This is a genomic window from Pseudomonas lini, from assembly GCF_964063345.1.
Taxonomy (GTDB): Bacteria; Pseudomonadota; Gammaproteobacteria; order Pseudomonadales; family Pseudomonadaceae; genus Aquipseudomonas; species Aquipseudomonas lini_B.
The window spans coordinates 517934-544254 of record NZ_OZ061318.1 but is presented as its reverse complement, the minus strand read 5'-3'; the positions used below and the strand labels follow the sequence as shown (position 1 = coordinate 544254).

At 58.6% G+C, this 26321-nt stretch carries 26 protein-coding genes; 9 read left to right on the top strand and 17 right to left on the bottom strand.

The annotated features are described in order from the left end of the window. Positions 1-27: 27 nt before the first annotated feature. Complete coding sequence (locus AB3226_RS02420) at positions 28-378, top strand: BON domain-containing protein (protein ID WP_367371862.1); 351 nt, start codon at positions 28-30, stop codon at positions 376-378. Positions 379-496: 118 nt separating this feature from the next. Here AB3226_RS02420 and AB3226_RS02415 read toward each other — a convergent pair whose 3' ends face one another. Beyond that, positions 497-1156 (bottom strand): carbonic anhydrase, encoded by a 660-nt coding sequence (locus AB3226_RS02415; protein WP_367371861.1) that lies wholly within the window; start codon positions 1154-1156, stop codon positions 497-499. Between the two features lie 174 nt (positions 1157-1330). Next, positions 1331-1798: a cyanase gene (gene cynS, locus AB3226_RS02410; RefSeq protein ID WP_030130783.1), complete on the bottom strand. Its 468-nt coding sequence runs from the start codon at positions 1796-1798 to the stop codon at positions 1331-1333. 118 nt (positions 1799-1916) lie between these two features. On the opposite strand from cynS, the gene cynR reads away from it, so the two are divergent. Further along, entirely contained in the window at positions 1917-2828 is a 912-nt protein-coding gene (gene cynR, locus AB3226_RS02405; protein ID WP_367371860.1) for a transcriptional regulator CynR, read from the top strand. On the opposite strand, the gene AB3226_RS02400 is transcribed toward cynR, so the two are convergent. From AB3226_RS02400 to AB3226_RS02385, 4 genes are all read right to left on the bottom strand, one after another. Then, complete coding sequence (locus AB3226_RS02400; RefSeq protein WP_367371859.1) at positions 2810-3109, bottom strand: hypothetical protein; 300 nt, start codon at positions 3107-3109, stop codon at positions 2810-2812. The genes cynR and AB3226_RS02400 overlap by 19 nt on opposite strands. Positions 3110-3236: 127 nt before the next feature. Then, complete coding sequence (locus AB3226_RS02395; protein WP_367371858.1) at positions 3237-3566, bottom strand: hypothetical protein; 330 nt, start codon at positions 3564-3566, stop codon at positions 3237-3239. A 683-nt stretch (positions 3567-4249) separates the two neighbouring features. Then, positions 4250-4768: a GNAT family N-acetyltransferase gene (locus tag AB3226_RS02390; RefSeq protein WP_367371857.1), complete on the bottom strand. Its 519-nt coding sequence runs from the start codon at positions 4766-4768 to the stop codon at positions 4250-4252. A gap of 239 nt (positions 4769-5007) precedes the next feature. Then, positions 5008-6957: a DNA topoisomerase III gene (locus AB3226_RS02385; RefSeq protein WP_367371856.1), complete on the bottom strand. Its 1950-nt coding sequence runs from the start codon at positions 6955-6957 to the stop codon at positions 5008-5010. Positions 6958-7209: 252 nt separating this feature from the next. Between AB3226_RS02385 and AB3226_RS02380 the strand changes: the two genes are divergently transcribed. Next, positions 7210-7572: a DUF427 domain-containing protein gene (locus AB3226_RS02380; RefSeq protein WP_367371855.1), complete on the top strand. Its 363-nt coding sequence runs from the start codon at positions 7210-7212 to the stop codon at positions 7570-7572. Between the two features lie 253 nt (positions 7573-7825). Here the strand turns inward: AB3226_RS02380 and AB3226_RS02375 are convergent, their stop codons facing one another. Then, a complete protein-coding gene (locus AB3226_RS02375) occupies positions 7826-9448 on the bottom strand; it encodes an MFS transporter (RefSeq protein WP_367371854.1) in 1623 nt (540 codons plus the stop codon). A gap of 168 nt (positions 9449-9616) precedes the next feature. Continuing rightward, positions 9617-11266, bottom strand: a complete 1650-nt coding sequence (locus tag AB3226_RS02370; RefSeq protein ID WP_367371853.1) for a GMC family oxidoreductase — start codon at positions 11264-11266, stop codon at positions 9617-9619. Between the two features lie 135 nt (positions 11267-11401). Here AB3226_RS02370 and AB3226_RS02365 point away from each other — a divergent pair, with 135 nt between their 5' ends. Both AB3226_RS02365 and AB3226_RS02360 read left to right on the top strand, forming a co-directional pair. Beyond that, a complete protein-coding gene (locus AB3226_RS02365; protein WP_367371852.1) occupies positions 11402-12286 on the top strand; it encodes a LysR family transcriptional regulator in 885 nt (294 codons plus the stop codon). Between the two features lie 478 nt (positions 12287-12764). Beyond that, positions 12765-13124 carry a DUF6124 family protein gene (locus AB3226_RS02360; RefSeq protein WP_367371851.1) on the top strand — a complete coding sequence of 120 codons (360 nt, stop codon included), beginning with the start codon at positions 12765-12767 and terminating at the stop codon, positions 13122-13124. Positions 13125-13245: 121 nt separating this feature from the next. Here AB3226_RS02360 and AB3226_RS02355 read toward each other — a convergent pair whose 3' ends face one another. Beyond that, positions 13246-14343, bottom strand: coding sequence for a DNA alkylation repair protein (locus AB3226_RS02355; RefSeq protein ID WP_367371850.1), 1098 nt, complete (start codon positions 14341-14343; stop codon positions 13246-13248). A 135-nt stretch (positions 14344-14478) separates the two neighbouring features. Continuing rightward, positions 14479-16287 carry a monovalent cation:proton antiporter-2 (CPA2) family protein gene (locus AB3226_RS02350; RefSeq protein ID WP_367371849.1) on the bottom strand — a complete coding sequence of 603 codons (1809 nt, stop codon included), beginning with the start codon at positions 16285-16287 and terminating at the stop codon, positions 14479-14481. Between the two features lie 223 nt (positions 16288-16510). Here AB3226_RS02350 and AB3226_RS02345 point away from each other — a divergent pair, with 223 nt between their 5' ends. Next, positions 16511-16975, top strand: coding sequence for a hypothetical protein (locus AB3226_RS02345; protein WP_367371848.1), 465 nt, complete (start codon positions 16511-16513; stop codon positions 16973-16975). Between the two features lie 161 nt (positions 16976-17136). Further along, positions 17137-17475 (top strand): FKBP-type peptidyl-prolyl cis-trans isomerase, encoded by a 339-nt coding sequence (locus AB3226_RS02340; RefSeq protein WP_367371847.1) that lies wholly within the window; start codon positions 17137-17139, stop codon positions 17473-17475. Positions 17476-17579: 104 nt separating this feature from the next. Here AB3226_RS02340 and AB3226_RS02335 read toward each other — a convergent pair whose 3' ends face one another. From AB3226_RS02335 to AB3226_RS02325, 3 genes are all read right to left on the bottom strand, one after another. Next, positions 17580-17915, bottom strand: coding sequence for a hypothetical protein (locus AB3226_RS02335; protein ID WP_195840088.1), 336 nt, complete (start codon positions 17913-17915; stop codon positions 17580-17582). Then, positions 17912-19150 carry an S-type pyocin domain-containing protein gene (locus tag AB3226_RS02330; protein ID WP_367371846.1) on the bottom strand — a complete coding sequence of 413 codons (1239 nt, stop codon included), beginning with the start codon at positions 19148-19150 and terminating at the stop codon, positions 17912-17914. Before AB3226_RS02330 ends, AB3226_RS02335 begins: the two co-directional genes overlap by 4 nt. Positions 19151-19543: 393 nt before the next feature. Next, positions 19544-20665: a cytochrome P450 gene (locus AB3226_RS02325; RefSeq protein WP_367371845.1), complete on the bottom strand. Its 1122-nt coding sequence runs from the start codon at positions 20663-20665 to the stop codon at positions 19544-19546. Between the two features lie 80 nt (positions 20666-20745). Here AB3226_RS02325 and AB3226_RS02320 point away from each other — a divergent pair, with 80 nt between their 5' ends. Next, a complete protein-coding gene (locus AB3226_RS02320) occupies positions 20746-21510 on the top strand; it encodes an ArsR/SmtB family transcription factor (protein ID WP_367371844.1) in 765 nt (254 codons plus the stop codon). On the opposite strand, the gene AB3226_RS02315 is transcribed toward AB3226_RS02320, so the two are convergent. Continuing rightward, positions 21507-22115, bottom strand: coding sequence for a LysE family translocator (locus AB3226_RS02315; protein ID WP_367371843.1), 609 nt, complete (start codon positions 22113-22115; stop codon positions 21507-21509). The two genes, AB3226_RS02320 and AB3226_RS02315, sit on opposite strands and share 4 nt — an antisense overlap. A gap of 105 nt (positions 22116-22220) precedes the next feature. On the opposite strand from AB3226_RS02315, the gene AB3226_RS02310 reads away from it, so the two are divergent. Then, complete coding sequence (locus AB3226_RS02310; RefSeq protein WP_367371842.1) at positions 22221-23147, top strand: LysR substrate-binding domain-containing protein; 927 nt, start codon at positions 22221-22223, stop codon at positions 23145-23147. Here AB3226_RS02310 and AB3226_RS02305 read toward each other — a convergent pair. The 3 genes from AB3226_RS02305 to lpdA form a co-directional block, all read right to left on the bottom strand. Continuing rightward, positions 23137-23478 carry a hypothetical protein gene (locus AB3226_RS02305; protein ID WP_367371841.1) on the bottom strand — a complete coding sequence of 114 codons (342 nt, stop codon included), beginning with the start codon at positions 23476-23478 and terminating at the stop codon, positions 23137-23139. The genes AB3226_RS02310 and AB3226_RS02305 overlap by 11 nt on opposite strands. Positions 23479-23610: 132 nt before the next feature. Continuing rightward, positions 23611-24630 (bottom strand): branched-chain amino acid aminotransferase, encoded by a 1020-nt coding sequence (locus AB3226_RS02300; RefSeq protein ID WP_367371840.1) that lies wholly within the window; start codon positions 24628-24630, stop codon positions 23611-23613. Between the two features lie 308 nt (positions 24631-24938). Then, positions 24939-26321, bottom strand: a complete 1383-nt coding sequence (gene lpdA / locus AB3226_RS02295; protein ID WP_367371839.1) for a dihydrolipoyl dehydrogenase — start codon at positions 26319-26321, stop codon at positions 24939-24941.

The following is a 26321-nucleotide window of genomic DNA, read 5'->3' as shown; positions in this document are numbered from 1 at the left end:
TCTGACTACGTGAGGGAGGGTTGCGCCATGAAACTTCATTCCTTTCAACATTACTCTCATGATCTGGAATCGGTCGTTCACGACGCGTGGATTACCACCAGAGTGAAATCGGCCCTGGCATTGGCCGACTCAACCCTTGGCCTGCATGTCCATGTCAAAACCCATGCGGGCAGGGTGGCATTGAGCGGCCGCGTCAACACTCACAGGCAGTGTGAGCATGCTGTTGCTCTGGCCCGCTCGGTTCATGGAGTCGCCGACATCGACGCCAGCGAATTGCTCACTCACGTGTTCACGCCGGGCAGTTTTTCAGAAGCGCCCAATGCCGAAGAGACCACTGAACGTCGGTCACAATCGTCTACAAAGATTGACGATAAATGACAGTGGCGATCTTGTGAGTGTCACATTCCCGGTCGGGAACTGAGGACGGGGGTAGTCGCGCGCGTGCGCACTTTGTAACGCTGCGCCAAGCCTGGCGCAGCTCGGGCGGACGAGGCCTTCAGGCGGCTTGGACCGCTTGACCATACACCGCACAGGTGTCCGGGTGCTCGGCCAGCGACACGAAGTTGCGACGGCTGGCATCCAGAGCATCGACCGAACCGGTCTCGATGTCATAAACCCAACCATGCAGATTCAGCAGGCCTTTTTCCTGGGCTAGACGCACGCTCGGGTGAGTCTGGATATTTGCCAGTTGGGCGATGACGTTTTCCCGGACCATCGAACTCACCTTGGCGGCGTCGCTGGCATGAGGGCGGGAGTCGTTGATCACCTTGGCCGACTCGGCGTGTTGCAACCAGCCACTGACGGCGGGCAAGTGATCCATGCATTTGCACTGGGCGATGGCGGTCATGGCGCCACAGTCCGAATGCCCGCAGATCACGATGTCAGTCACACCCAATACCGCGACCGCATATTCGACCGTTGCCGACACGCCGCCGGGGTGCGGACTGTAAGAGGGCACGATATTGCCGGCATTGCGCACCACGAACAGTTCGCCGGGCTCTTGCTGAGTCAGCAGTTCCGGCACCACGCGGCTGTCGGAACAGGTGATGAACAAAGTGCCGGGATGCTGGGTGGTGGCCAGGTGTTTGAATAGGTCGGTACGTTGGATAAAGGCTTCGTTCTGGAACTTCAATAAACCTTCGATGAGCGCTTTCATGGTGGACTTCCTTGCAATGAATGAGGGACGGGCTAATGCCTAATTCCGGTGAATTAAGACGCGGAACCTGTGGGAGCGTGGCTTGCCCGCGAAGAATGCACCGCGATTTTTCAGGTATTACGCGTCATCGTTCTTCGCGGGCAAGCCACGCTCCCACAGGTTCCGCGTGTTGTTTTAGAAAGGACGCAGCGGCAGAAATTTACCGTCCAGAGTAATCACTGCGCGGGAACCACCTTCCGGGTCTTCAACTTTCTTCATGTCCAGCTTGAAGTTGATCGCGCTGATAATGCCGTCGCCGAATTGCTCATGAACCAAGGCTTTGAGCGTAGTGCCGTAGATCTGGATCATTTCGTAGAAACGGTAGATGGTCGGATCGGTCGGGACACCCGAGAGGCTGCCGCGCAGCGGGATGATCTGCAGGCGAGCCACGGCGTCGGCGTCCAGTTCGAGTTTCTCGCCAATCACCTTGGCGGCGGCTTCCGGCAGCGGATGCTGGCCGAGCAGGGCGGCGGTGACATAGGCCAGGCCCAGACCGGTGCCGTCAGTCAAATCCTGCCAGGACAGATTCTTGCGCGCCTTGGCATCGAGAATCGAAGTGGTCAGGGCCAGACTCGGATCCTGGTAAGCGTGGGACTGTTGCATGGTGTGACTCCTATCGGTTGTGGCTGGAAAGTGGAGCCATCTTCGGACGATTGATTCATAGCGTCCAAGACCGATATACAATGCATCGCATAAGTCTTGCCTATAGATGATGTGCCCCATGCTGCTCCGACATTTACGTTACTTGCTGGCAGTCGCCGACCACGGCAGCTTCACCCGCGCCGCCGAGGCGTTGCACGTCTCTCAACCGACGCTGTCTCAGCAGATCCGGCAACTGGAGGAAACCCTGGGCGTGAGCCTGTTCGACCGCACCTCACGCACGGTCAAACCGACCGATGCGGGGCTGGCCTATATCGAAAGTGCCCGTCGGGTACTGGTGGAACTTGAAGCAGGGAAACGCGCGCTGCATGACGTGAAGGACTTGTCTCGCGGCTCCTTGCGACTGGCCATGACGCCAACGTTCATGGCATATCTGGTGGGGCCGTTGGTGCGCGACTACGTGGCGAAGTTTCCCAACATCCATCTGCAAATTTTCGAGCTATCGATGGATGACATCGAGGCCGGGTTGCTTGATGACTCGCTGGACATCGCCATCGCCTTTACCCCGGTGAGGAGCCCCGACATCGAGTGCGTGCCGGCGTTTGTCGAGACGTTGGGCGTGATGGTCGGGCGCAGCCACCCGTTGTACGAGCGCCAGAACCCGCTATCGCCAAAGGAGGTGGCGCAGCTGGAGTTCGCGTTGCTGACGCCGGGCTTCATCACCCGATCCTCCATCGACGGGTATTTTCGGCAACAGAACATCACGCCCAACGTGGCGATCGAGGTGAACTCGGTGAGTACGTTGCTGGAGGTCATTCGTCACGCGCCGATGGCCACCATCCTCCCGGAGCCCATCGCCACTGCGGAACGGGCATTGCGCAAAATTCCGCTGCAGGGGGAGGCGCCCAACCGAGGGGCCGCGCTGCTTCGGCGCAAAAACAACTATCACAGTGCGGCGTCGGTGGCCTTTATGGATCTGGTATTGGGCGCGGCTGCGGTCGAGTCGGCGAACAGTCAGTCATCCACTGATTGACACACCCCATTGGGAGCCTTGCCGGTGGAGGACACGGTCACCGAGTCGTCATCGGCGAGGATGATCGTAATCGTGATCCCCGAACCCCTGGCTTCGAAGTGGCTATCGTTGATGGCTTTGGTTACCGCCTCTTTGCTGTTGATCAATACCGGACCGTCCTGATCCGCATGGACGACGACTTTACCGGGGCAGTCCACATCGAATGAGGGAATACCAGGGAGGGTGTTCGCATGGGCAGCATTCGCCATCGCCAACACTATGAATATCAGGATTTTGTTCATCGCAAGCCTCCAGAGATCCAGCAGGGCATACGGTTAACCATAGCTTTGTTTGGTGCGCACGAGACAAACGAAAAGGCCCCGCTCGATATTCCGAGCGGGGCCCTTCTTTCATTACTGAGGGGGGATATCAATACAACCGATCAATCACCCGAACTTCGTTCTGGTTCTGCATCGATGCCCACGCCTGTTTCAGCGTTTGCAGCACATTACCGATGAAGTCCTTGTCGGCTGCGGCTTTTTTGCCGACATAACCCTGGCCACGACGGTACATCTTCAGTCGGGCGAGCAGGTTCTGGTTGTTCTTGTCGAACGCTTCTTCGTGGGCATGGGGCGACAGGCAGTCGATATGAACCTGGCCCGATTTGCTGATCCACAGAATATGGCTGTCCTGACTGTCTTTTTGCGCAGCGAACAAGCGAGCCAGTTCATCGATAGTAGGTTGATTGTTCAGATTCATTGTAAGCCCCTTGACCATTTGGTGATCTTTCAAAGTTGATTCGCTAATACAAGTAGCCCATCGGTTAGTTGATCCCTGGCACCGAAACCAGGACGTCAGCGGTCAGCCGTCAATACGACGGGGTCCCGCATCTGTTGCATGTAGTCGTGTTGAATAACTGCTACGCAATAGCGTCACAACGAAGAGAAGCAGCGAAAACCTGGAGGCCACTGCCGACATTTTCAGGGTCGGCCACAAGCTTCATGAGGATTGATCGCTAGCGCTTCTCGTCCTTTGTACTGGACGTTCAGGCCAGGTCAGCTTCTTCAATCTGCCTTGTGGGCAGCGTGTATCCGGGGAAAACAGCTCGGCGGTCAGACGAGCTTGCTCAAACGTGTTGCCTGTACTCCCGATCGGGGAGATGTCTGCATCATGCAAGGGCAAATCGGAGGCGTCAACGGTTTTGTAGTGATTATTTTTGTTCACTACATATTGTCGGACAAAGTGGTTTTGGAATTAGAAAGGCGGGTGTGGCTAGCACACCGACCCCGTAGGAGCGAGGCTTGCCCGCGAAGAACGATGACGCGGTCCTGCCGTTTGTCCGCGTGATGGCTTTCGCGGGCAAGCCTCGCTCCTACGGGGTTTGTGCGGTTTTCGGGTGCAGGCGTTTTGGCGTTGCAACTTACTCGCAGAGCGCCTGACGCTTAACCCGTAGGCGATCTTTCAAAGCCGTAAACGGTGCACGGATAACCATCAATTGGCATGCGATGCAGGGTGAAATCACCGCCCGTGAGATCAGGCATCACCTTGGCCCAGAACAGCCGTGCAGGCTGGTTGGCATCGATGTGGAAAATCTGCCATTGACCGGGGAACCGGTTCAAGAGGGCAGAGACGACAAACTTCGCGACGCCTTGGCCACGAAAGCGTCGACTGACAAAAAAGTAGCCGATGTTGTGTTCCGCGCCGACGATATGGGTTTCGTTATCCACGGTCACGAAACCGGCAAGCTCGCCGTCAACCTTGATCAGAAACGGCCTGGTTGCCGGGTTGCGCCAGTAATCAAGCTTGGGCTGGATGTTGAAGAAGCCATGATCCCCGAGTTTCAGCGGCAGCCATTCACTGAAGTCGTAGATGTAGAACTGCATCAGGTTTTCGATGGTTTCCAGTTCGTCGCGCTGGGCGGCGTGCAGTTCGATTGAGGGCTGGCTTCTGATTGTCGTCATGGTCATACCTTTTCAGAAAGCAGGGCTGATGCCTGGCGCGCAATCCATGTGAGAACGGGCTTACCCTAATGCCGGTAAGTTAAGACGCAGAACCTGTGGGAGCGTGGCTTGCCCGCGAAGAATGCACCGCGGTTTTCAGGTATTACGCGTCATCGTTCTTCGCGGGCAAGCCACGCTCCCACAGGTTCTGCGCCTGACGTTGAAGAACACTAGACCATTTCGATTCGTTCCAAGTGACCTCAACCCTTGCTTGCCGGTTTCGCCGCGCGCTTGGTGCCGGTCGAGGGCTTGCGTTTGGCGGGTTTGCGTTTGTTTTTCCACGGTGTGGCGCCACGCCCGGCCGGGCTTGCCGGCCCGCTGATGGTCAGGTTCAGGCCGGCGCAACGGGCCACTTGCTTGCTCATCCACGCAGCCTGTTTGGTGACGAATTCTTCCAGGCTCATTTCACCGCTCTGCACCATGTCCAGGGCCTGTTCCCAGATCGCCGTGGTTCCGGGGTCGGCAATGGCGCGCGGCACGGCATCGATCAGGCTGAACGCTGCCGGCGTCGCGGCCAGGGCCTTGCCGTTCTTGATCAGGTAGCCACGGTCCAGCAGGCCCTGGATGATCGAGGCGCGGGTGGCTTCGGTGCCGATCCCGGTAGTGTCCTTGAGCTTTTGCTTGAGCAGCGGATCTTCCACCAGTTTGGCGACGTTCTTCATCGCTTTGATCAGGTCGCCTTCGGTGAACGGCTTGGGCGGCTGGGTCCAGAGGTCCTTGAACTTCACGTCGACCACTGCGCAGTCACGCCCCTCGGCCAATGCCGGCAGTGTTTGGGGCGCCGGTGCTTCGCGGCCCTTGGCAGGCGCGAGGGCTTCGGGCAAGGCGCGTTTCCAGCCGGGTTCGACAATCTGCTTGCCCACGGCGCGCAAGGCTTCACCGGCACAGTCGAAGTCGGCCTGGGTCCGGTCGTACTCATGGTTGGGCAGGAACTGCGCCAGATAACGCGCACGAATCAGGGTGTAGACCGCCCGTTGCTTGCCTACCAGTCGGTCGAGGTTTTTCGCGGCAGCAGTGGGAATGATGCCGTGGTGAGCGCTGACCTTGGCGTCGTTCCAGGCCCGTGAGCGGCGCTGGGGCTCCAAATGATCGTGCAACGCGTTCAATGCCGGGTCGGCCTGCCTCAGCGCAGCAAGAATACTCGGGGCTTCGCTGTGCTGACTCAGCGGCAGGTAGCCGCAATCGCTGCGCGGGTAGGTGATGACTTTGTGGGTTTCGTACAGCGCCTGGGCAATGTCGAGGGTTTCCTGAGCCCCGAGTCCGAGCTTCTTCGAGCAAACTTCCTGCAACGTGCCCAGATCGAACGGCAAAGGCGCGACTTCGCGCATCCGCTCGGTGCGCAGTTTGATCACCCGAGCGCTCGCCGCACCACCCATGGCCGTAGCCGCTTTCTGAGCCAGCGCTTGATTCAGGCAGCGGTCCTGATCGTCGCAAGCGTCGGAGGCCGCACGCCACCGGGCGGTGAACGCGGTGCCGTCGTGCAGCAGTTGCACATCGATAGCCCAATAAGCGACCGGGACGAAATCGGCAATGCTGCGGTCGCGATCCACCACCAGGCGCAAGGTCGGCGTCTGCACCCGACCGACTGGCAACACACCCTGATACCCGGACTGACGCCCCAGCAGGGTGAACAGCCGACTCATGTTCATCCCGATCAACCAGTCGGCCCGAGAGCGCCCCAATGCCGAATGATAAAGGCTGAACGTCTCGGCCCCGGGCTTGAGCGCCGCCAGAGCCTTGCGGATCGACGCATCGTCCAGCGCCGACAGCCACAGCCGCCGGATCGGCCCGCGATAACGGCAATGCTCCACCAGTTCCCGGGCGATCATTTCGCCCTCGCGGTCGGCGTCGGTGGCAATCACCAGTTCACTGGCCTCGCCGAGCAAGCGTTTGACCGCCTTGTACTGGTTGGCCGTGCGCGGTTTGACGGTCATCTTCCATTTTTCGGGAATGATCGGCAGATCCGCCAGCACCCAACGCTTGTAACGCGCGTCATAGGCATCCGGCGGTGCGGTTTCCAGCAGATGGCCGATGCACCAGGTTACCGTGACGCCCGTTCCCAGCCAGCAGCCGTCGCCCCGGCGCTTGGCGCCGAGCACGGCCGCGATGTCTTTGGCCTGGGAGGGTTTTTCACAGAGGTACAGCTGCATAACCACCATCATCAATCAGTGTTCGAGAGGTGCACAGAATGGCGGCTGATGAGCGATGGAGCAATCTTTATCTGTATGGATGTACAGCTTAAGCTGTTGCGGGTGATGACAGCAGGTTGGGGCATGCTTTTTGGGGACCTCACTGTAGCGCAAGCAAGCTCCGTTCGGCTGTGAAGCAGTCGCGATGCCGAAACATGAGGTATACCTGTCGGAGCGCGGATACAGCACAGCAGCGACAGAGGATCCTACTCCATGAAAGCCCCCGGACCCGGTAATCCCATCGCCATCAGCCCTCAACCCGGCTGCGTGGTGGTGAAGTTCCATGGCATTCAAGTGGCGTCATCCACTCGGGCGCTGGTCATGCATGAGGCCAATTATCCTCCGGTGTACTACATCCCCCGCGAGGACATCGCCGAACAATATTTCGCCCGCACCGACCACACCAGCTATTGCCCGTACAAGGGCGATGCGAGCTATTTCAGCCTGCAAATCCCCGGGCATGAAGGTGCCAATGCGGTATGGAGTTATGAGCATCCGAAGGTGTCAGTCGCGCAGATTCGCGGATATGTGGCGTTTTACCCTGAAGAGGTGACGTTTGAGGTGCTTGATACCTGAGGTGCAAAAAGCCTTGTGGTGAGGGGCTTGGCCTAATGCCAGCCAGTTAACAGCAATTCAGAGTCTCGCGAACCATTGTGGCGAGGGAGCTTGCTCCCGCTCGGCTGCGAAGCAGTCGCAAGATGGACACCATGCTCTATCTGAATCCCGCGCGCGACAGGTTTTAGGGCCGCTTCGCGACCCAACGGGGGCGAGCCCCCTCGCCACAGGAAGCCTGCTCCCACAGGTAAGCCTCCGCTAGAGATGCATACCGTCAGTTCTTGTCCAGATCCACATTCTTCGTCTCACGCAAACAGATCATTCCCACCACCAGGCTCACCCCGGTAATCACCACCGGGTACCACAGCCCATAGAAAATATCCCCGGTGTACACCACCAGGGCAAACGACACCGTCGGCAGGAAACCACCGAACCAGCCGTTGCCGATGTGGTAGGGCAGGGACATGGACGTGTAGCGAATGCGGGTCGGAAACAGTTCGACCATCAGCGCCGCCAGCGGGCCGTAGCACATGGCGGAGATGATGATCAGCGCGACAATCAGCGCCACGATCATTGGTTTGTTGATCTGTTGGGTGTCGGCTTGTGACGGATACCCGGCCAGGGCGACTGCGCCGCGCAGGGCCGCTTCATCGTAGCCATCGATTTTCACCTCGCCGATGCTGACCTGCACGGCGCTGCCGGCCGGAGCCGCTTCGCTGTTGTAGGGCAGGCCTTGTTTGACCAGGAAGGTTTTGACCTTGTCGCACGGGCTATCAAATTTAGCCTTGCCCACCGGGTCGAACTGGAAGGTGCAGGTGGCCGGGTCGGCCAGCACGGTGATTGGTGCCTGGCGGCTGGCCTGGTCGATGGCCGGGTTGGCGTAATGGGCCAGGGTCTTGAAGATCGGGAAGTACAGCGCGGTGGCCAGCAACAGGCCGATCATCAGCACCGGTTTGCGCCCGACCTTGTCCGACAGCCAGCCAAAAAAGATGAAGAACGGTGCGCCGATGATCACGCTGACGATCAGCAGACTGTTGGCCAGCGCCGGGTCCATTTTCAGGAACTGGGTGAGGAAGAACAGCACATAGAACTGTGCCGCGTAGAAGGTCACCGCTTGCCCGGCGTTGATGCTGAACAGCGCAATCAGCACTACTTTCAGGTTGTCCCATTTGCCGAAGGAATCGCGCAGCGGCGACTTGCAGAGCTTACCTTCTTCTTTCATTTTCACGAACGCAGGCGACTCATGCAGACTCAAGCGAATCCAGGTCGAGATGCCCAGCAGCACGATTGAAAACAGAAACGGAATGCGCCAGCCCCAGACTTCGAACTGGTCGCCGGTGAAGTAGCGGCAGCCGAGCACCACCAGCAGCGACAGCAGTAAGCCGAGGGTGGCGGTGGACTGAATCCAGCTGGTGTGGAAACCGCGTTTGCCCATCGGTGCGTGTTCGGCGACGTAAGTGGCAGCGCCGCCGTATTCACCGCCCAGCGCCAGGCCCTGGAGCATGCGCAGCACCACAAGAATGATCGGCGCGGCAATGCCGATGCTCGCGTAAGTCGGCAGCAAACCGACGCAGAACGTCGCCAGGCCCATGAGGACGATGGTTGCGAGGAACGTGTATTTGCGCCCGATCATGTCCCCCAAGCGGCCGAACACCAGCGCACCGAATGGCCGCACGATGAAGCCGGCGGCGAAGGCCATCAGCGCGAAGATGAACGCCGTGGTGTCGTTGACCCCGGCGAAGAATTGTTTGCTGATGACCGCCGCGAGGGCGCCGTAAAGGAAAAAGTCATACCACTCGAACACCGTCCCGAGGGACGAAGCGAAGATGACTTTCTGGGTTTCCTGACTGGTGCCGGCGCTGCGGACGGCTTCCAGGGGCTGAACATGTTCTGACATATCGGTATCCCTCACAGTGATTGTTTTTGTTGTTCCACTGGTGTTGCGTGTTCCTTGCAGGGGTAATGCTCGATGTCCGTGAATCTAATGCAATCCCTGTGGGAGCGGCGGTGCGGCGATCCGACTTGCCCGCGATGGCGGTGGTTCAGTCAACAGTAATGTTGAATGTCACACCGTCATCGCGGGCAAGCCCGCTCCCACAGGGTTGGTGTTTACAACAGGGTTGAGAATCAACTGCGCAGCTTTCTCAGCAATCATCAGCGTCGGCGAACAGGTGTTGCCCGAGGTGATGCGCGGCATGATCGAGGCGTCGGCGATGCGCAGACCGGGAATGCCGTGGACGCGCAGCTCGGCGTCGACCACCGCGTCCGCATCGTTGCCCATCCGGCAGGTGCCCACCGGGTGGAAAATCGTGGTGCCGATCCGGGCGGCGGCTTCGTGCAATTGCTCTTCGCTCTGCAAGCTGTCGCCGGGCAGGTACTCGACCGGTTTGAACGCTTGCAACGCGGGTGCAGAGACGATGCGACGAGTCAGGCGGATGGCATCGGCCGCCACTCGCAAGTCTTCGGGATGGCTCAGGTAGTTGGGCTGAATCAGCGGCGCTTCCCGCGGATCGGCGGAGCGAATGTCTATCCGGCCACGGCTTTGCGGGCGCAGATCGCAGACCGATGCAGTGAAGGCGGGGAAGGCGTGCAGCGGCTCGCCAAAACGCTCCAGCGACAGAGGTTGCACGTGATATTCGAGGTTCGCCGAGGTCTGCTCCGGCCCCGAACGGGCGAAGGCGCCGAGTTGGCTCGGGGCCATGGACAGCGGGCCGCTGCGGTCATACAGATAACGCAGGCCCATGCCCATCTTGCCCCACAGCGTGCCGGCGATCTGGTTCAGGGTGCGGGCGTTTTCCAGTTTGTAGATCAGCCGCAGTTGCAGATGGTCCTGCAGGTTGCCGCCCACGCCGGGCAATTCATGGGCAACGCTGATGCCCAGTTTCTGCAGCAGCGGGCGAGGGCCGATACCGGAACGTTGGAGGATGCCCGGTGAGCCGACGGAACCGGCGCACAGGACGATTTCCTTACGCGCCTTGAAGGTTTTCGCCTGGCCTTGCCAACGTGCGCTGACCGCTGAGGCCCGGCCGTTTTCCAGCAGCACGCGGTCCACTTCGACGTCAGTCAGCACCGTCAGATTGGCGCGCTGGCGGATCGGTTTGAGAAACGCCTTGGCCGCGTTCCAGCGGATCCCGGCTTTCTGATTGACCTGGAAATAGCCGCAGCCTTCGTTGTCGCCCTGATTGAAGTCATCGATGCTCGCGATGCCGCTTTGCTCGGCTGCCGTGCGGAAGGCATCGAGAATCGGCCACGACAGGCGCTGCCGTTCGATCCGCCATTCGCCGCCAGCGCCGTGAAATTCCGAGTCGCCGGCAAAGTGGTTTTCGCTTTGTTTGAACAGGGGCAGCACGTCTTGCCAGCTCCAGCCGGCATTGCCCTCGGCTGCCCAATCGTCGTAATCGCCAGCCTGGCCGCGCATGTAGATCATGCCGTTAATCGAGGAACAGCCGCCGAGCACCTTGCCGCGCGGGTAGCTCAGGGCGCGACCTTGCAGGCCCGGTTGCGCTTCGGTCTTGAAGCACCAGTCGGTGCGCGGGTTGCCGATGCAGAACAGGTAACCGACGGGAATGTGAATCCACGGGTAGTTATCGCGGCCGCCGGCTTCGAGCAGCAACACGCGATGCTGCGGGTTGGCTGACAGTCGATTGGCCAGCAAACAACCGGCCGGCCCGGCACCGACCACGATGTAGTCGTATTCATCAAGGGAAGTCTGCATCCCTGACCTCGTATTGTTGTTCTTGTTGTCGGTCATCCTAGTTGTTAGCTTTCGTTAAAAGAATGTTAGTTTTTACGCAGCTGCTGTGCGTTTTTAAACAGCGTCATTCACACGGCATAACGACAAGGAGGGTTCATGTTCGACTGGAATGACCTGCGGTTTTTTCTCGAATTGCAACGCAGCGGCCGCTTGCTCACCGCCGCTCGCCGTTTGAACACCACTCACGCCACCGTGGCCCGGCACATCGAAGCCATCGAAAAAAGCCTCGGCACCGCGCTATTCGTTCAGCATGCCCAAGGCTACGAATTGACCCCGGCCGGCGAAGCGCTGCTCAAACATGCCGAAGCCATGGAAAACGTCGCGCTGCTGGCTCAGGAAGAAATCACTCAATCATCCGCGCCGCTGGGCAAGATCCGCGTCGGGGTGACGGAAGGGCTGGGCATCATGTTCCTCGCCAGCCGCATGAACGGGTTGTTCGAACGTTATCCAGGACTGGAAGTTGAGTTGGTGGCGGTGCCGCGTTTCGTCAGCATCCTCAACCGTGAAGCCGAGATCAGCATTCATCTGGAGCGCCCGGCCGCCGATATGCTGGTCACCCGCAAACTCACCGATTACCGATTGGCGCTCTACGCCAGCCAGGCCTATCTGGATCGCTCGCCACCACTGCGCAGCCGCGAAGACCTCGGTCGCCATGCGTGGATTGGCTACGTCGACGACTTGTTGTTCAGCCAGGAACTGATGTTCCTCAACAGCTTCTGCCGCAACCCACAGGTGGTTTTTCACAGCACCAGCGTCATCGCCCAGCAACAGGCCGCACGCTCGGGGTTGGGGATCGCCGTGTTGCCGTGCTACATGGCCAGTGCCGATCCGGACTTGGTGCCGTTGCTGCCGGATGAAAGCATCCAGCGCAGTTATTGGATCAGCACGCGGCGCGAATTGCATAAATCGGTGCGGCTGCGGGTGCTGTGGGATTACGTGGTGGAGTTGTGTGAGCGTGAGCAGGGGTTGTTGATGGGATAACAAAGATCAAAAGATCGCAGCCTTCGGCAGCTCCTACAGGGATTGGTGTAGGCGCTGCCGAAGGCTGCGATCTTTTGATCTTGGGAAAGTGTCGTATTCATTTCTAGCTTACAGCCCATTTAAACAAGAAAAATCGCGAGCGTTTAAATGAAGCTTGCCGTTACCACCTAAGGGCTACAACGCCTTGCGCCACCCCCTACACGTAAGACAGAATCCGCCGGCTTGTGCGTCTAGGGCCCGCTCGGTAACTTGATTCCTGTCACTGCTCATCAGTGATCGGGTTTAGTAGCCCGTGGTTAAATCTAAGACGTACGACGCTTCTATCAGTCGGGCTTTGCGCCTGCATTTTGATGGTAGCTGTACGTAGGGCGTCCTTGGGCGCGCCGGCTTCTTAGATTCCCCGGTCTACTAACCTGCGTACAGCTGCCACCCTTCTTTAGTAGAGAAGTGATGGGAGCCCACATCAGGAATCTAAGATATGTTCAAAGTTACGCCAAATCCGCCGGACACCGATCCGGTTTCCCCCTACGAACCCGATTCAAAAGAACTCAATGAGGCCGCCAAACGCGCCCTCGACTTTCACTTTCCATCGAATGCCGACATCAAAGCCACCGTGCGTAAACCCAGCAAGCTGTTTACCGTGGCCCCAGAGGCGACTACCGAAACTCTGGCGGTTGTTTTGGTCGAGACGCTGGCCTCGGTCGATGTGATGGTCCATCAGTTGGTCGATCATCTAGAAGGTGAGTCGCGGCACGCCCTGTTGGGTATTTCGAACAGCATCATGATGGCGGAGATCACCGCGAACCGGGTTCTGGATAACATTGATACGCCTGAGTAAAGGCGCAAATCCCCCGTAGGAGCTGCCGAAGGCTGCGATCTTTTGATCTTGATCTTCAGCGGTCTTGAAACCGCCAAAAGATCGCAGGCTTCGCCAGCTCCTACGGGGACCGTATTTCACTTCAGGCGAGGATTTCGAATGCCGTGCTGGCCAGCCGTTCGCCGTTGACCAGAACGTGCACGGCGTGCAGGCCAAGGTAGTGCTTTCGGGTGGTGAGTTCCTTGATGTGCTGGCTACGTGCAATGGATTCGCTAGCCTTGCCGGGCAGCGTCATCGTCTTGAGTTTGAACACCTTCGCCGACGTGCTGCCGTTGGCTTTGACGTAATCAATCGCGTAGTCGATCACCAGTCGCTGACTGTCCGGGACCGTGGATTTCACCGTGAAGGACAGGGTGATTTTCTCCCCCAGACGAATCACCGCTGGTTCGACTTTCACCTCAACGATTTCAACCTCAGGCTTGCCACCCGCGCCAATGATCGCCAGCGCCCGCTGGTTGCCCTGTTTGATCAAGCTGCGCAGGGCGTGTCTGGCGATCCACGCTGTGTGCTTGTTTTCCAGTGACCAACCCTCGATCAGATCCAGCACCCATTCGGGATGATCCTTGGTGATGTCGTTGAGGTGGTTGGCCACGGATTTGCGTACGTACAGGCTGTCGTCGGCCTTGAGATTGTCGAGAATCGCAGCCGCCAGTGTCGGGTTGGCCTGGACCTGTTCCAGGCGGAACGACCAGGGCAGGCGCGGTCGGCTGCCTTCGCTGGCCAGGCGCCGGACGTGTTCGTTTTCATCCAGTGACCAGTCGTGCATCAGCGCCAACGAGCGTTCGATATCGCTGCGCAGAAAGTGCCGAATCGCGAATTCCGATGAGCCGAAGGCCGTGAAATATTTGAGCGTGTCCATCGACAGATCGAACGTGTGAGCGCCGTAGGTTGCGACGTAATGCGGCAAAAACATACTGACGAAGGGGCTGTTGAGGCGCGGGGCGAGGGCGCGCAGGACGTCGAGGGATCCTTCATAATCCAGCGGCAACACCGTGTGCAGGCATTCGCTGACGCGGGCCATGCGTTGCATGACTGACAATTCCGCCAAGCCGGTTTTGGCCAGTTTCAGGAAGGCCTTGGCATCGAAGCCGGGATAGACCGCGGTCATTTCGGCGGCGATATGCGCGAGGCGTTCGGCGTTGAAGATTTCCTTCAGGGCGGGGGAGGTTTGGTCAGCCATCGTGGGTTCCTTGCCAAGTGATCGTTCCCACGCTCTGCGTGGGAATGCATCCCGTGACGCTCTGCGTCACATTTCAGGAGCGGACGAAGAGCGTCCATGGCGGCGTTCCCACGCAGAGCGTGGGAACGATCTGGATCAAACCTTACCCGCTTCCTCCTCCAACTGATCCGACTCAAACAGTTTTGCCAATTCCGCCCGCGATTCCTGAGCGGTCTGCATCACCTTGGCCGCATCGTCATACACCGCATGCTGGGCCTCCAGCACCTGTTCATCGTGATGGGTAAAGCGCTTGATCCGCGCATCCGCCTGGGCCTGCGTCAACCCTAGTCCAACCAGAGTCCGCCGGGTCATTTCCAGGCTGGAATAATAGGTTTCCCGCACCGCCTGAGCCCCGACATCCACCAACCGGTGCACGTGCTGACGGTTACGGGCGCGGGCAATGATTTTGATGTGCGGATAGAGCTTGTGCACCACCTCGGCGGTCTTGATGTTGGTGTCTGGATCATCGGTGGCAATCACGAAAAACTCCGCTTGCTCGACCTTGGCCGCGCTGAGGATTTCCGGGCGCATCGGGTCGCCGTAGAACACTGGCACGCCGCCGAAACTGCGGGACAGTTCGATGGTTTCCACCGACGTGTCGAGGGCGACGAACTTGATGTTCTGCGCCCGCAGAATCCGCGCCACGATCTGCCCCATACGGCCCATGCCGGCGATCACCACGCGCGGTGTGTCGGTGTCGATTTCGCGGAACTTCTGCGGCACTTCCACCGGTTGAACTTTCGGCTTGACCAGTCGTGCGCAGGCCAGCAGCAACAGCGGTGTCAGCGCCATCGACAGGGTGATGGTCAGCACCAGCAAGTCGTACAGACGCGGCTCGAACAAACCCTGATCCCGGCCGATCTTGAACACCACAAAGGCAAACTCACCACCGGCTGCCAGCACGATGCCCAAACGAATCGCATTGACCTTGCCCAGGCCTCCAGCCAGTCGGCCGACCACAAACAGCAACGGCAGCTTGATCGCGATCAGCAGCACGGTCAGCCCCAGCACCACGACCGGCGCACTGAGCAACAAACTCAGATTGGCGCCCATGCCGACACTGATGAAAAACAACCCCAGCAACAGGCCCTTGAACGGCTCGATCTGCGCTTCCAGTTCGTGGCGGTATTCGGAATCCGCCAACAGCAAACCGGCAAGGAATGCGCCGAGTGCCATGGACACGCCGACCAGGTCCATCAACCACGCTGTACCGATCACCACCAGCAATGCGGTCGCCGTGGACACCTCCGGCAAGCCAGTCTTGGCCACCACGCGAAACACCGGGCGCAACAGATAACGCCCGCCAATCACCACCACTGCAATACTGCCCAGCACCCGCAAGCCATGGTTCAAATCTTCGGCGGCGCTGGTGGTGTGATCGCCGCCGGCCAGCAGCGGCACCATGGCGATCAAGGGGATCGCGGCGATGTCCTGAAACAGCAAAATCGCAAATGCCAACCGACCATGAGGGCTGGTCAGCTCCTTGCGCTCGGCCAGGCTTTGCAAACCAAATGCGGTGGACGACAATGCCAGGCCCAGGCCCAATACGATGGCGCTGTTCAGGGATTGGCCGAACACGAACAGTGCCAGCACACCAATCACCGACCCGGTCAGCAGCACCTGCGCCAGGCCCACGCCGAACACCGATTTGCGCATCACCCACAAACGTCGCGGCGACAGCTCAAGGCCAATGATGAAGAGCAGCAACACCACCCCGAGTTCGGAGATGTGGCTGACGCTTTGCGGGTTACCGATCAAGCCCAGCACCGACGGCCCGATGATCACCCCGGCAAACAGATAGCCGAGCACCGCCCCCAATTGCAGGCGCTTGGCCAAGGGCACGGTGAGCACCGCCGCGAATAAAAATACGACAGCGGCTTGCAACAGGTTGCCTTCGTGGGGCATGGGGAAACTCCAGGGACTCGGTACGACGGGGGGGCATAGGATAAAGGCTGGGATGAGACACGTCAGCCATGAAGGTACAACGTTGTTGGCTGATACACCGCTATCGCGCTGACGCTACTTCACGCCGTCTGAAACAATTGGCCGCGGCGGGCTGATTGATATTGTCCACCGTTCGAGTAAAACGCATAGGGTGTTTGATTGACTGGATGTCAGGAGCTACTCGTTGGAAAAGAAACCCCTCTACCGCAAGATCAACACTCGTACCAGGGGTGTTCGGCTGAATGATTACTCGGGTGAGTACCGGCATCAGCGCCATACCAAAGCCGAAATCCACAATGAGTCGTCACGCGGTTCGATGCATGGAACCCGCCGCCACGGCCTGGATTACACACCGTTGTTCCGATTCCTGCTGTCCCGCGTTGGAGGACCGTGGGATGAGGTTTTCAGCGAAGCGGTGGCTCGCCTCGATCGAGCAGAACCTGTGTTCTGGATGGTTGCCCTTCATGAAAGCGAAAGGCAGGAACAGGTGCGACTGGGGGAGTCGAGCTATTTCAGTGGCTTGTATGTCGATGATCAGAGGCGTCTGCGGATCGTCAATCCTGAGCTGACGGCCGAGCAAATGACGCCTGACTGCCATTGCTGCACTTATACCTTCAACGGCATTCCTTTCGGTCAAAGCAACGACTGAGCGTGTCATTCGACCTGGTTATGGCTAAACGTCTGCTCGCCCAACCGATTTTGTTCATGGACACTGCCGGAGACAGACCGAAAGGTTGCCAAAAGCCCACATTTCTGGGAAAACGGCGCCCATGACGCCTGTTCGGGCAAGCGCACACTAGAGTGAATGTAATGAATGATGAATTGCATGTAATCGACCTTGAAGTGGGCGCCGGCAATGCCGCTGTCAAAGGCGCGCTGATCACCACTCAATATCGGGGTTGGCTGGAGGACGGCACGGAATTCGATTCTTCCTACCGCCGGGGTAAACCTTTTCAGTGCGTGATTGGCACAGGGCGGGTGATTAAAGGTTGGGATCAGGGAATCATGGGCATGCAGGTTGGCGGTAAACGCAAGCTGCTGGTGCCGGCGCATCTGGCTTATGGCGAGAGGACGATGGGCGCGATTACACCGAATTCGAATCTGATTTTCGAGATTGAATTGCTGGAAGTGCTGACGCGGGATGATTGATTTGTTGGGTGTGGGCTGAAATGGCGAACCCCACCATCTCTGTTAGAAGAAATGGTGGGGTTTTTATGTGTTGGGAGGGTGATTTCTGGTTTTGATTTAGCGAGTCAGGTGAACATTTCAATATCGTCGAGCGTGTCAGCAACTGTGGCTTCAAGTGCTGGGAATTTTCCTTTTACGGAATCAAGGGCGGGCATCACGGCTTGCATTTCAAGCTCACCGAATCTGCGGGCTACATGGCCGAGTGCGGTGATTGCTGCCGCAGCCACCGACTGAGTACCACTCTCGAGATGTTTCAGGCAAATGGTCTGAGCCCAGGCACTGTCTTGCTCATTTAATCCGATGGAAATCAGCGCGGTGACAATGTTCCTTTCTAAGCCGCTATCAAAGAGACTGATTGCTTCGTCATGGCTAATCGACGGATCGTGGTAGATAAGACTCACTGTTTAGCTCCCAGGATGTTTCCCTTGGTGTCGGCTTTTTTTGCCTTGATCAATACATTTTTCATATCTTGATGGAGTTTATTCCATGCTCTGACATGTCCGTGGTAGTCGTCCCCTCCCGTATGATCAAAGACGACAAACTCGTTGGTTTTGGGATCAATACCAATCCTGCGTTCCGATGTAGGTTTTACCTGTACCGAATTACCCAAAGCTTCCTGGCCATTCTCGGGACCCTTACTTTTAACTGGTGTATCCGTCTTTCCATGGTACCTGGCAGCAACGAATCGCAGGGAAAAGACAATGTAAAGAGGCTTGATGCCGGAATCAGCCGGAAAAACAAGGATGAAGTCCTTGTACTCAGGCGGGTAGATGGGGTTAACAATGATGTTGTCAGCCGCTGGTGTAGGCGGATAAATCCAGATTTGCGGAGCTTGTGGAGCTCCTTCTAGCGGCGGGATTCCCGAAGTGCTCAACGGATCTACGGCTGGTGTCCATATCAGCGTTACCCCGTTACCAAAGTCAGCCACTTGCTGAGAGCCTTGAGCTACGAACTGCACGACAGGAATCATTTCCCAGTCGCTGCGCTTTTGAGTGTTGTATCCGTATGCCTTCAAGGTGCCATTGGCCTGTTGTTCAATATGCAGGCGAACTCGGGTGCGACCTTCTTTGAGTGATTTGAGCTGTTCTTCCGAATACAGGGAACTGTCCCCGAGCGTCGATGGCCAGAGCAACGCAACGATTCCCGCCAAAGCGCCAGCAACAACACCAGTCGTCACTACCCCCGCACCGCTTGCAGCCGCCCCGGAGCCAGCAGCTCCTGCGCCACCTAAAATCAGTGTTCCGAATGAGTGAGGTAATGCGCTACCACTGATTTTTTTGAGAGGTATGTTTCCTGCTTCATCCCTTTCACGGCCACCTAAAAGCGAGAACTTTCCGTAGTCGGCCAATTTCTCGATCGGGATAAACCCGGCTGGGTTGTCGTGGTTGATTACTCCGTCGGGGAGGTTGCAGCTTTTGGCGAACACGCAACCCATTGAGCTGGATTGACCCAGCTGTTGAGGCAGCCTGACAAAACGGTCTTCATAGGCCTGCTGTCGGGCCAACATGTCGTCATAGGATTTTTGTCTGGCGTCGCGCTCTGCCAGTTCGGTGGCGGTCATGTAGCGGCTGGTGATGTGGTGCCCGTCGCCCGATGGTGGGTTTTGAATCCGAGGTATATCTGTTTTGCGAGCCATGAGCGTCCTTGTTTCATCTTTTGAAAACGATGCGGACGCTATATCAAAGGGCATTTGATAGATGTAGGACTGGTCTGAAACTCTGGCCATCGTTACAAATTAGGCTTGTCGCTATAAACGGAAGAAACCCGCTATCTATGTAAATAGAAATGGCGGGTTTTTCGTTATCCGTGGCGAGGGGCTTGCCCCCGCTCGGGTGCGCAGCGACCGTAAATCCGGTCATCGGGGTTCTTCATGCATGACTGCATGCGCCAGTTTTACGACTGCTGCGCACCTGAGCGGGAGCAAGCTCCCTCGTCACAGTTCAGTGTTCGGCTCGCGGTCAAATGTTTGGGATCGACACAAATCCCCTGTGGGAGCGGGCTTGCTCGCGAAGAACGATGACGCGGTCTGTCAGGTATTCGGCAGGTCGGTGAACAAAGGAATGCGCCCATTCAGGGAAGGGCGGTAGTGCCAGGTCAAACAGCCCAAAGCAGGTTTCATCGTCAGGATCTCAGTCAGCGTCGCGCTGGCAATGCTCATGGCCAGCACCTGCCCTGGACATTGATGACGCCCCGCGCCGAAAGTAAAACTGCGACGGTTCGGGCGGTCGAGCTGAAACGTGTCGGGATCATCATTAAGCTGCGGATCGCGATTGGCCGAGGCCAGCAGCACCAGGATGACGTCGCCGGGGTTCAGGCTCACGCCGTCGATTTCACACGGCACGACGACGAAGCGGCGGGTGTTTTGCACCGACGGGTCTAAGCGCTGGACTTCAGCGATCAAGTCATCAACTTGAGCCGAATCCAACTGTGGGTTTCGGATCAACGCCAATAGCGCATTGCCGATCAGCCCGGCGGTGGCTTCATAGGTCTGGGAGAACAGGCCGATCAGGTTGGCGATCAAGGTTTCAGAATCGGTCGATGTTGCAGTGAAACGCTGCCGGATACCGGCGAGCAGGGCGCTTCGGTTGCTCGGGTCGTCCAGAAGCTCGATGACATAACCCCTCAGCTGTTCCGCCGCGACATGGGCGGTGTCCAGTTGCGCCTGATCGCTGAGAGGCGACAGGCAGGCGACGAAGTCGGCGGTGAGCTCGCTGATGGCCCGACCCTGCGCCGGAGAAAACCCCAGCAACGCCGCTACCACACAGACTGGCCCGCGAAACATCGCCGTGTACAACCCGTCGGCGCCCGGGGTAATCAACCGAGCGCCGACCAACGCATTGACTTCGTTCACGTCAATCAGCGCAAGCCCTGGCTCAATCGCCGACCTCGGGCAATGCTGCCGTTCGCCCTCGTTCATCCGCATCAACTGACCAAACACCTTGCCGGCGATGCCTTGAGCAATGGCCTTGGGCACCGGCTCATGGGACGGCCGCACATGACAATCCGGATGCGCCAGCACGGCAGCAACGGCTCGGGCGCTGCTGGCCACCCACAGTTTCAGTCCTTGATGAAAAACCAGGCCACCCTCGGCACGCAGTTGCGCGTAGTAAGGGTAGGGATCGGCGTGAGTCGCAGCGATGATCGGATCCATGGGGTCGCAGCCTTGTCGGTCGGGAAAGTGTTGCTACTATCTCCAGCTCGAAAGGACCTTGATTCGTCCGGGAGCGAAATATGAACGCAGAACAACACGACATCGGCGTCTCTCAAGTGGCGGCCGCGATTGCTGAGCCTGCGCGGACGAAAATCCTCTGCTCGCTGATGGACGGCCACGCTCGCACCAGCACTGAGCTGGCGGCGGTTGCCGAAGTCAGCGCCTCGACCGCCAGTGCTCACTTGGCCAAACTCAAGGAACTGGCGCTGGTGCGTTTGCACGTTCAGGGCCGTCACCGCTATTACAGCCTCGCGGACAAGCGCGTGGCCCAGGCCCTGGAAGCACTGATGGTGATCGGCCAGAACGCCGCGCCGACGTTCAACCCGCGCACCCCCGACCGCCTGCAATTCGCTCGCACCTGCTACGACCATATGGCCGGTACGTTGGCGGTGTTGCTGCATGACCGGATGATCGATGCGGGGTGGTTGCTGGAAACTGATGAGCAGGTCTATCGACTGAGCGACAGCGGCGAAGCGTTGTTCGAAGCATTGGGAGTCGACGTCAAAGAACTAAGCACCTTGCGCCGCCGCTTCGCCTGTCCGTGCCTGGACTGGAGCATGCGTCGGCCGCACCTGGGCGGCGCGTTGGGCGCGGCGTTGCTGCAAACGGCGATCAAACGCAAATGGGTGACGCAGGATCTGGACAGCCGGGCGCTGGCGTTGACGGCGGTGGGGCACAAGGAACTCAGTAGCCGGTTCGCCGTTGAACTGCCGGTTCAGGTGACGACCGCACAACCCACGGCCACCGAGAACAGGCGCCGCGCGATCGCAAGGCCCGTGGCTTAGCGACTCGACGAGGCCATGAGCACGCCAAAGCCTGTGAAGGTCACGCCTGAGACTTTCGCCGCCAGCCAGGAACCCTTCGGGCTCGACAACCAGCCTTTGGCGGCATTGGCGAGCAAGGCATAGCTGCCATGCACCAGGATTACCAGTACGCAGTAGGAGGCAACCAGCTTGAAAAACTGGCTGGAGAAGTGCGCCGAGGTGTCGATGAATTGCGGGAACACCGCCAGAAAGAAAAACACGGCCTTGGGGTTCAAAAACTGGATCGAAGCCGCTTCAAGGAAGCGATAGCCAGGGCTTGAGGGGCGCGTTTCAAGCAGCGTACTGAAACGATCCGAGCGCCAGCTTTTGTAGCCCAGGTACAACAAATAGGCGGCCCCTGCGTACTTCAACGCGGTAAAGGCGTTCGCCGAGGTGCTGAGTATCAGGCCAACACTGGTGGCGCTGATGGCGGCGACGACAAACGCCCCCGAGGCGATCCCCAAAATGCCCGGCACGGCCCCCGTCCAACCGTGTCGCACCGCGTTGGACAAGGTCAGGACCACGCCAGGCCCCGGGCTCAAAATGGTCAGGGTGGCGAAAAGTACAAAGAGTCCATAGCTGTTCATGTCGTGCTCCGTCAGGTGGCGCTGGCTGCGTGCTGGCAGAGTGGCGTGACGTCGAGAGCGTGACAAACGCTTTAATTAAAGCGCATAGGTGACTAAATTAGACGCATGATAAATCAACTACCGCCGCTTAATGCTGTTCGCGCCTTCGCCGTTGCGGCTCGTCATCAGAGCTTCAGCCTGGCGGCCGAAGAGCTGCATGTCAGCCACAGTGCCGTCAGCCGGCACATCAAATTGCTTGAGGAATACCTGGGTGTGCTGCTGTTCGAGCGGCGTATCCGGCAATCGGTGCTGACGCCGGCCGGCCAGCGCTTTTATGAGCAGGTCAGCGCCGGGCTGGCGCAGATCGCCAACGCTGCCGCTGTGCTCAAGCAACATGCCTCGCTGCCTACCGTGAAGATCAATGTCCGTCCGTCCTTTGCCGTGCTTTGGCTGACGCCCAGGCTGGAGGATTTCATTGCCCAGCACCCGGACATCAAGCCGCAGGTGATCACGCAAACCCAGGCGCCCGATCAGGCACGCGATGGGTTCGATATTGTCATTCGTCGTGGTCGTGACGATTGGGCACCGGCGATTGAGGCGCGAGCGCTGTTCGAAGACGAACTCGTGCTGGTCGCGGCGCCATCGCTGATCGAACGCCTGCCCCTTGAAGACCTCACTTCGCTGAGCCGGCACACGTTACTGACCGCCAAGGCACGCCGCGAAGACTGGCACCATTGGGCGATGCACTTTGGTCAAAGTCTGTCAGCCACTCAGGTCACCCGGCAGTTTGATCATATGCACCTGGTGCTTGAGGCCGCCGTGGAAGGACAGGGCATAGCCTTGTGCCCGACCTCTTTGCTGGGCACTCATCTTTTGAGTGGACAACTGATCTGCCCGTTGCCCGAGTTGCGTATGCCGTTACCGCGTTATTACTACGGTGTTGCACCGGACGTGACGGCTCAGACACGGGTGTTTGTGGAATGGTTGTTTGCCCGGATTGCTCAGGATGAGTTGCGTTGGCAAACACCTCGTGCTGTGACTGCTACGCCCTGAAAACCCAGACAATCTCCACCACGCGCACTGCCAAAACCAGGTAAATCAGAAACAAAATAATCTGAAACGCCGTGTGATACGGCAACTTGGACAGTCGGCGCAGGCCGTCACTGACACTCAGCAACATCAGCATCGCTGACACCAGAATCAGCCCCCAACCCGCCAGATTCGAAGCGAGTAACCCCATGAACAGGTGATGCTCGCGATCCAGTACGTTGGTGCCCGCCGCGAACAGCAGGGCGCACACCAGCAGGTTTTTGATGTTGTCGAACACTTGCGTGGTGAAGTCGGTGTCGAGTAAGGCCAGATACTTTCGCCAGAGTTTTCCCATGGTTTTGATGGCACCTTTTGATGGCTGTTGCACGCGTGGCAAGTTTAGTGACGTTTTCCACGATACGCGGACGAAAAAAAGCCCGGCCTTCAATGTGATGGCCGGGCTTTTATGTTCAAACGGTCAGTCGCGTCAAACTTTGACGATCCAGCTCGCTGGCGCTTCGACGTCGCCGGTCTGTACACCGGTCAGCTCTTTGTAGAGCTTCTGGGTGACCGGGCCGACTTCGGTTTCGCTGTGGAACACGTGCAGCTTGTCGTTGTAGCTGATGCCGCCGATCGGGGTGATTACTGCAGCGGTACCGCAAGCACCGGCTTCCTTGAAGTCGGACAGCTTGTCGATGAACACGTCACCTTCGACCACTTCCAGACCCAGACGGGTTTTGGCCAGCTCGATCAACGACAGACGAGTGATGCCTGGCAACACCGAAGGGGAGTTCGGGGTGACGAACTTGTTGTCGTGGGTGATCCCGAAGAAGTTGGCCGAGCCGACTTCTTCGATTTTGGTGTGGGTCAGTGGATCCAGGTAGATGCAGTCGGCGAAATGCGCCTTCTTGGCTTGGGAGCCCGGCATCAGGCTGGCGGCGTAGTTGCCACCGACCTTGGCCGCGCCGGTGCCTTGTGGGGCGGCACGGTCGTAGCTGGAGATCAGGAAGTTGTGCGGGGTCAGGCCGCCCTTGAAATAAGCGCCGACCGGGATGCAGAAGATCGAGAAGATGAACTCGGGCGCGGTACGCACGCCGATGTTGTCACCCACGCCGATCACGAACGGGCGCAGGTACAGCGCGCCGCCGGTGCCGTAAGGCGGGATGAAACGCTCGTTGGCGCGCACCACGTCCTTGCAGGCTTCGATGAACTGTTCGGTGGACACCTGCGGCATCAGCAGGCGACCGCAGCTGCGTTGCATGCGTGCGGCGTTCTGGTCCGGGCGGAACAGGTTGATCGAACCGTCCTTGCAGCGGTAGGCCTTCAGGCCTTCGAAGCACTGCTGGCCATAGTGAAGGGCAGTGGAGCCTTCGCTGATGTGCAGCACGTTGTCTTCGGTCAGGGTGCCTTTGTCCCACTCGCCATTACGCCAGTGCGACAGATAGCGCTTGTCTGTCTTGATGTAGTCAAAACCCAGCTTGTCCCAATTGATGCTTTCGTTACCCATGACACCCTCTATCACTTAACAACCGCCGAAACGGTTCAAGGCTTCTGACATTTTTCTGGATGGGGACAACAATACTTCATTCCGGGCCCATTTCGCAGCCCGGACTATCGGGTGATTGGCATATTTCTTAGCCTGCTCATGAAATACGCTGTCGATCCCGCATTATTCGAAACTTTGTGGCGAGGGAGCTTGCTCCCGCTCGGCTGCGAAGCAGTCGTAAATCCAGACAACGCGGTGTGCCTGAAAGTCAGCAAGGGGCCGCTTCGCAGCCCAGCGGGAGCAAGCTCCCTCGCCACAGTTGATCGCGTTTACAGGTGCAACGCGTGGCCCAACGCCCGTAACGCCGCTTCCTGCACCGCCTCACCGAGCGTCGGATGCGCATGGATGGTGCCGGCGATGTCTTCCAGCCGAGCGCCCATTTCCAGGCTTTGACCGAATGCCGTCGACAACTCCGAAACGCCTACACCCACCGCCTGCCAGCCAACAATCACATGATTGTCACGGCGCGCCACGACCCGCACGAAGCCGCTTTTCGACTCCAGCGTCATCGCCCGGCCATTGGCGGCGAACGGGAAGCTGGACACGATGCAGTCCAGCCCCGCAGCCTTGGCCTCGTCCGGGGTCTTGCCGACCACCACCAGTTCCGGGTCGGTGAAGCACACGGCGGCGATGGCGGTCGGGTTGAATTCGCGGTGTTTGCCGCTGATCAGTTCGGCAACCATTTCACCCTGAGCCATGGCCCGGTGGGCGAGCATCGGTTCGCCGCTCAAATCGCCGATGGCATAGACGTTGCGCATGCTGGTCTGGCAACGGTTATCGATCTTGATCGCCGAACCGTTCATTTCCAGATTCAAGGCTTCGAGGTTCCAGCCTTGAGTGTTGGGTTTGCGACCGACGGCTACCAGTACCTGATCGGTTTCCAGGTTCAAGGTGTCGCCGTTCGGATCACGAACTTGCAGCGTATTGCCTTGTGAATCAAAGCCTTCAACGCTGTGCTTCAAGTAAAGCTTCACGTCGAGTTGCTTGAGCGCTTCGTACACCGGATGGGTCAGTTCGGCGTCGTAGGCCGGCAGGATGCGATCCTGGGCCTCGACCACACTGACCTCGGCGCCGAGTTTGCGATAGGCAATCCCCAGTTCCAGACCGATGTAACCGCCACCGACCACGACCAACCGTTTCGGCATGCTTTTCGGCGCCAGCGCTTCGGTGGAGGAAATGATCGGCCCGCCAATCGGCAGCATCGGCAGGTTCACGCTTTTCGAACCGGTGGCCAGCACCAGGTGTTCGCACTGAATGCGCGTGTCGCCGACTTCGACGGTTTTGCCGTCAATCACTTTCGCCCAGCCTTGAATGACCTGGACCTTGTGCTTCTTCAACAGCGCCGAGACGCCGGTGGTCAGGCGATCAACGATGCCGTCCTTCCACTCGACGCTCTTGCTGATGTCCAGGGTCGGCGCCGAGACGCTGATGCCCAGCGCCGAGTATTGGCTGTGGTGCTGTGTCTGATGGAACTGTTCGGCGACGTGGATCAACGCCTTCGACGGAATGCAGCCGATGTTCAGGCAGGTGCCGCCCAACGATTGGCCTTCCACCAGAATGGTCGAAATGCCCAACTGACCGGCACGGATCGCCGTCACATAGCCGCCAGGGCCGCCGCCGATGATCAGCAGTGTGGTATTGAGGGTCTGCAT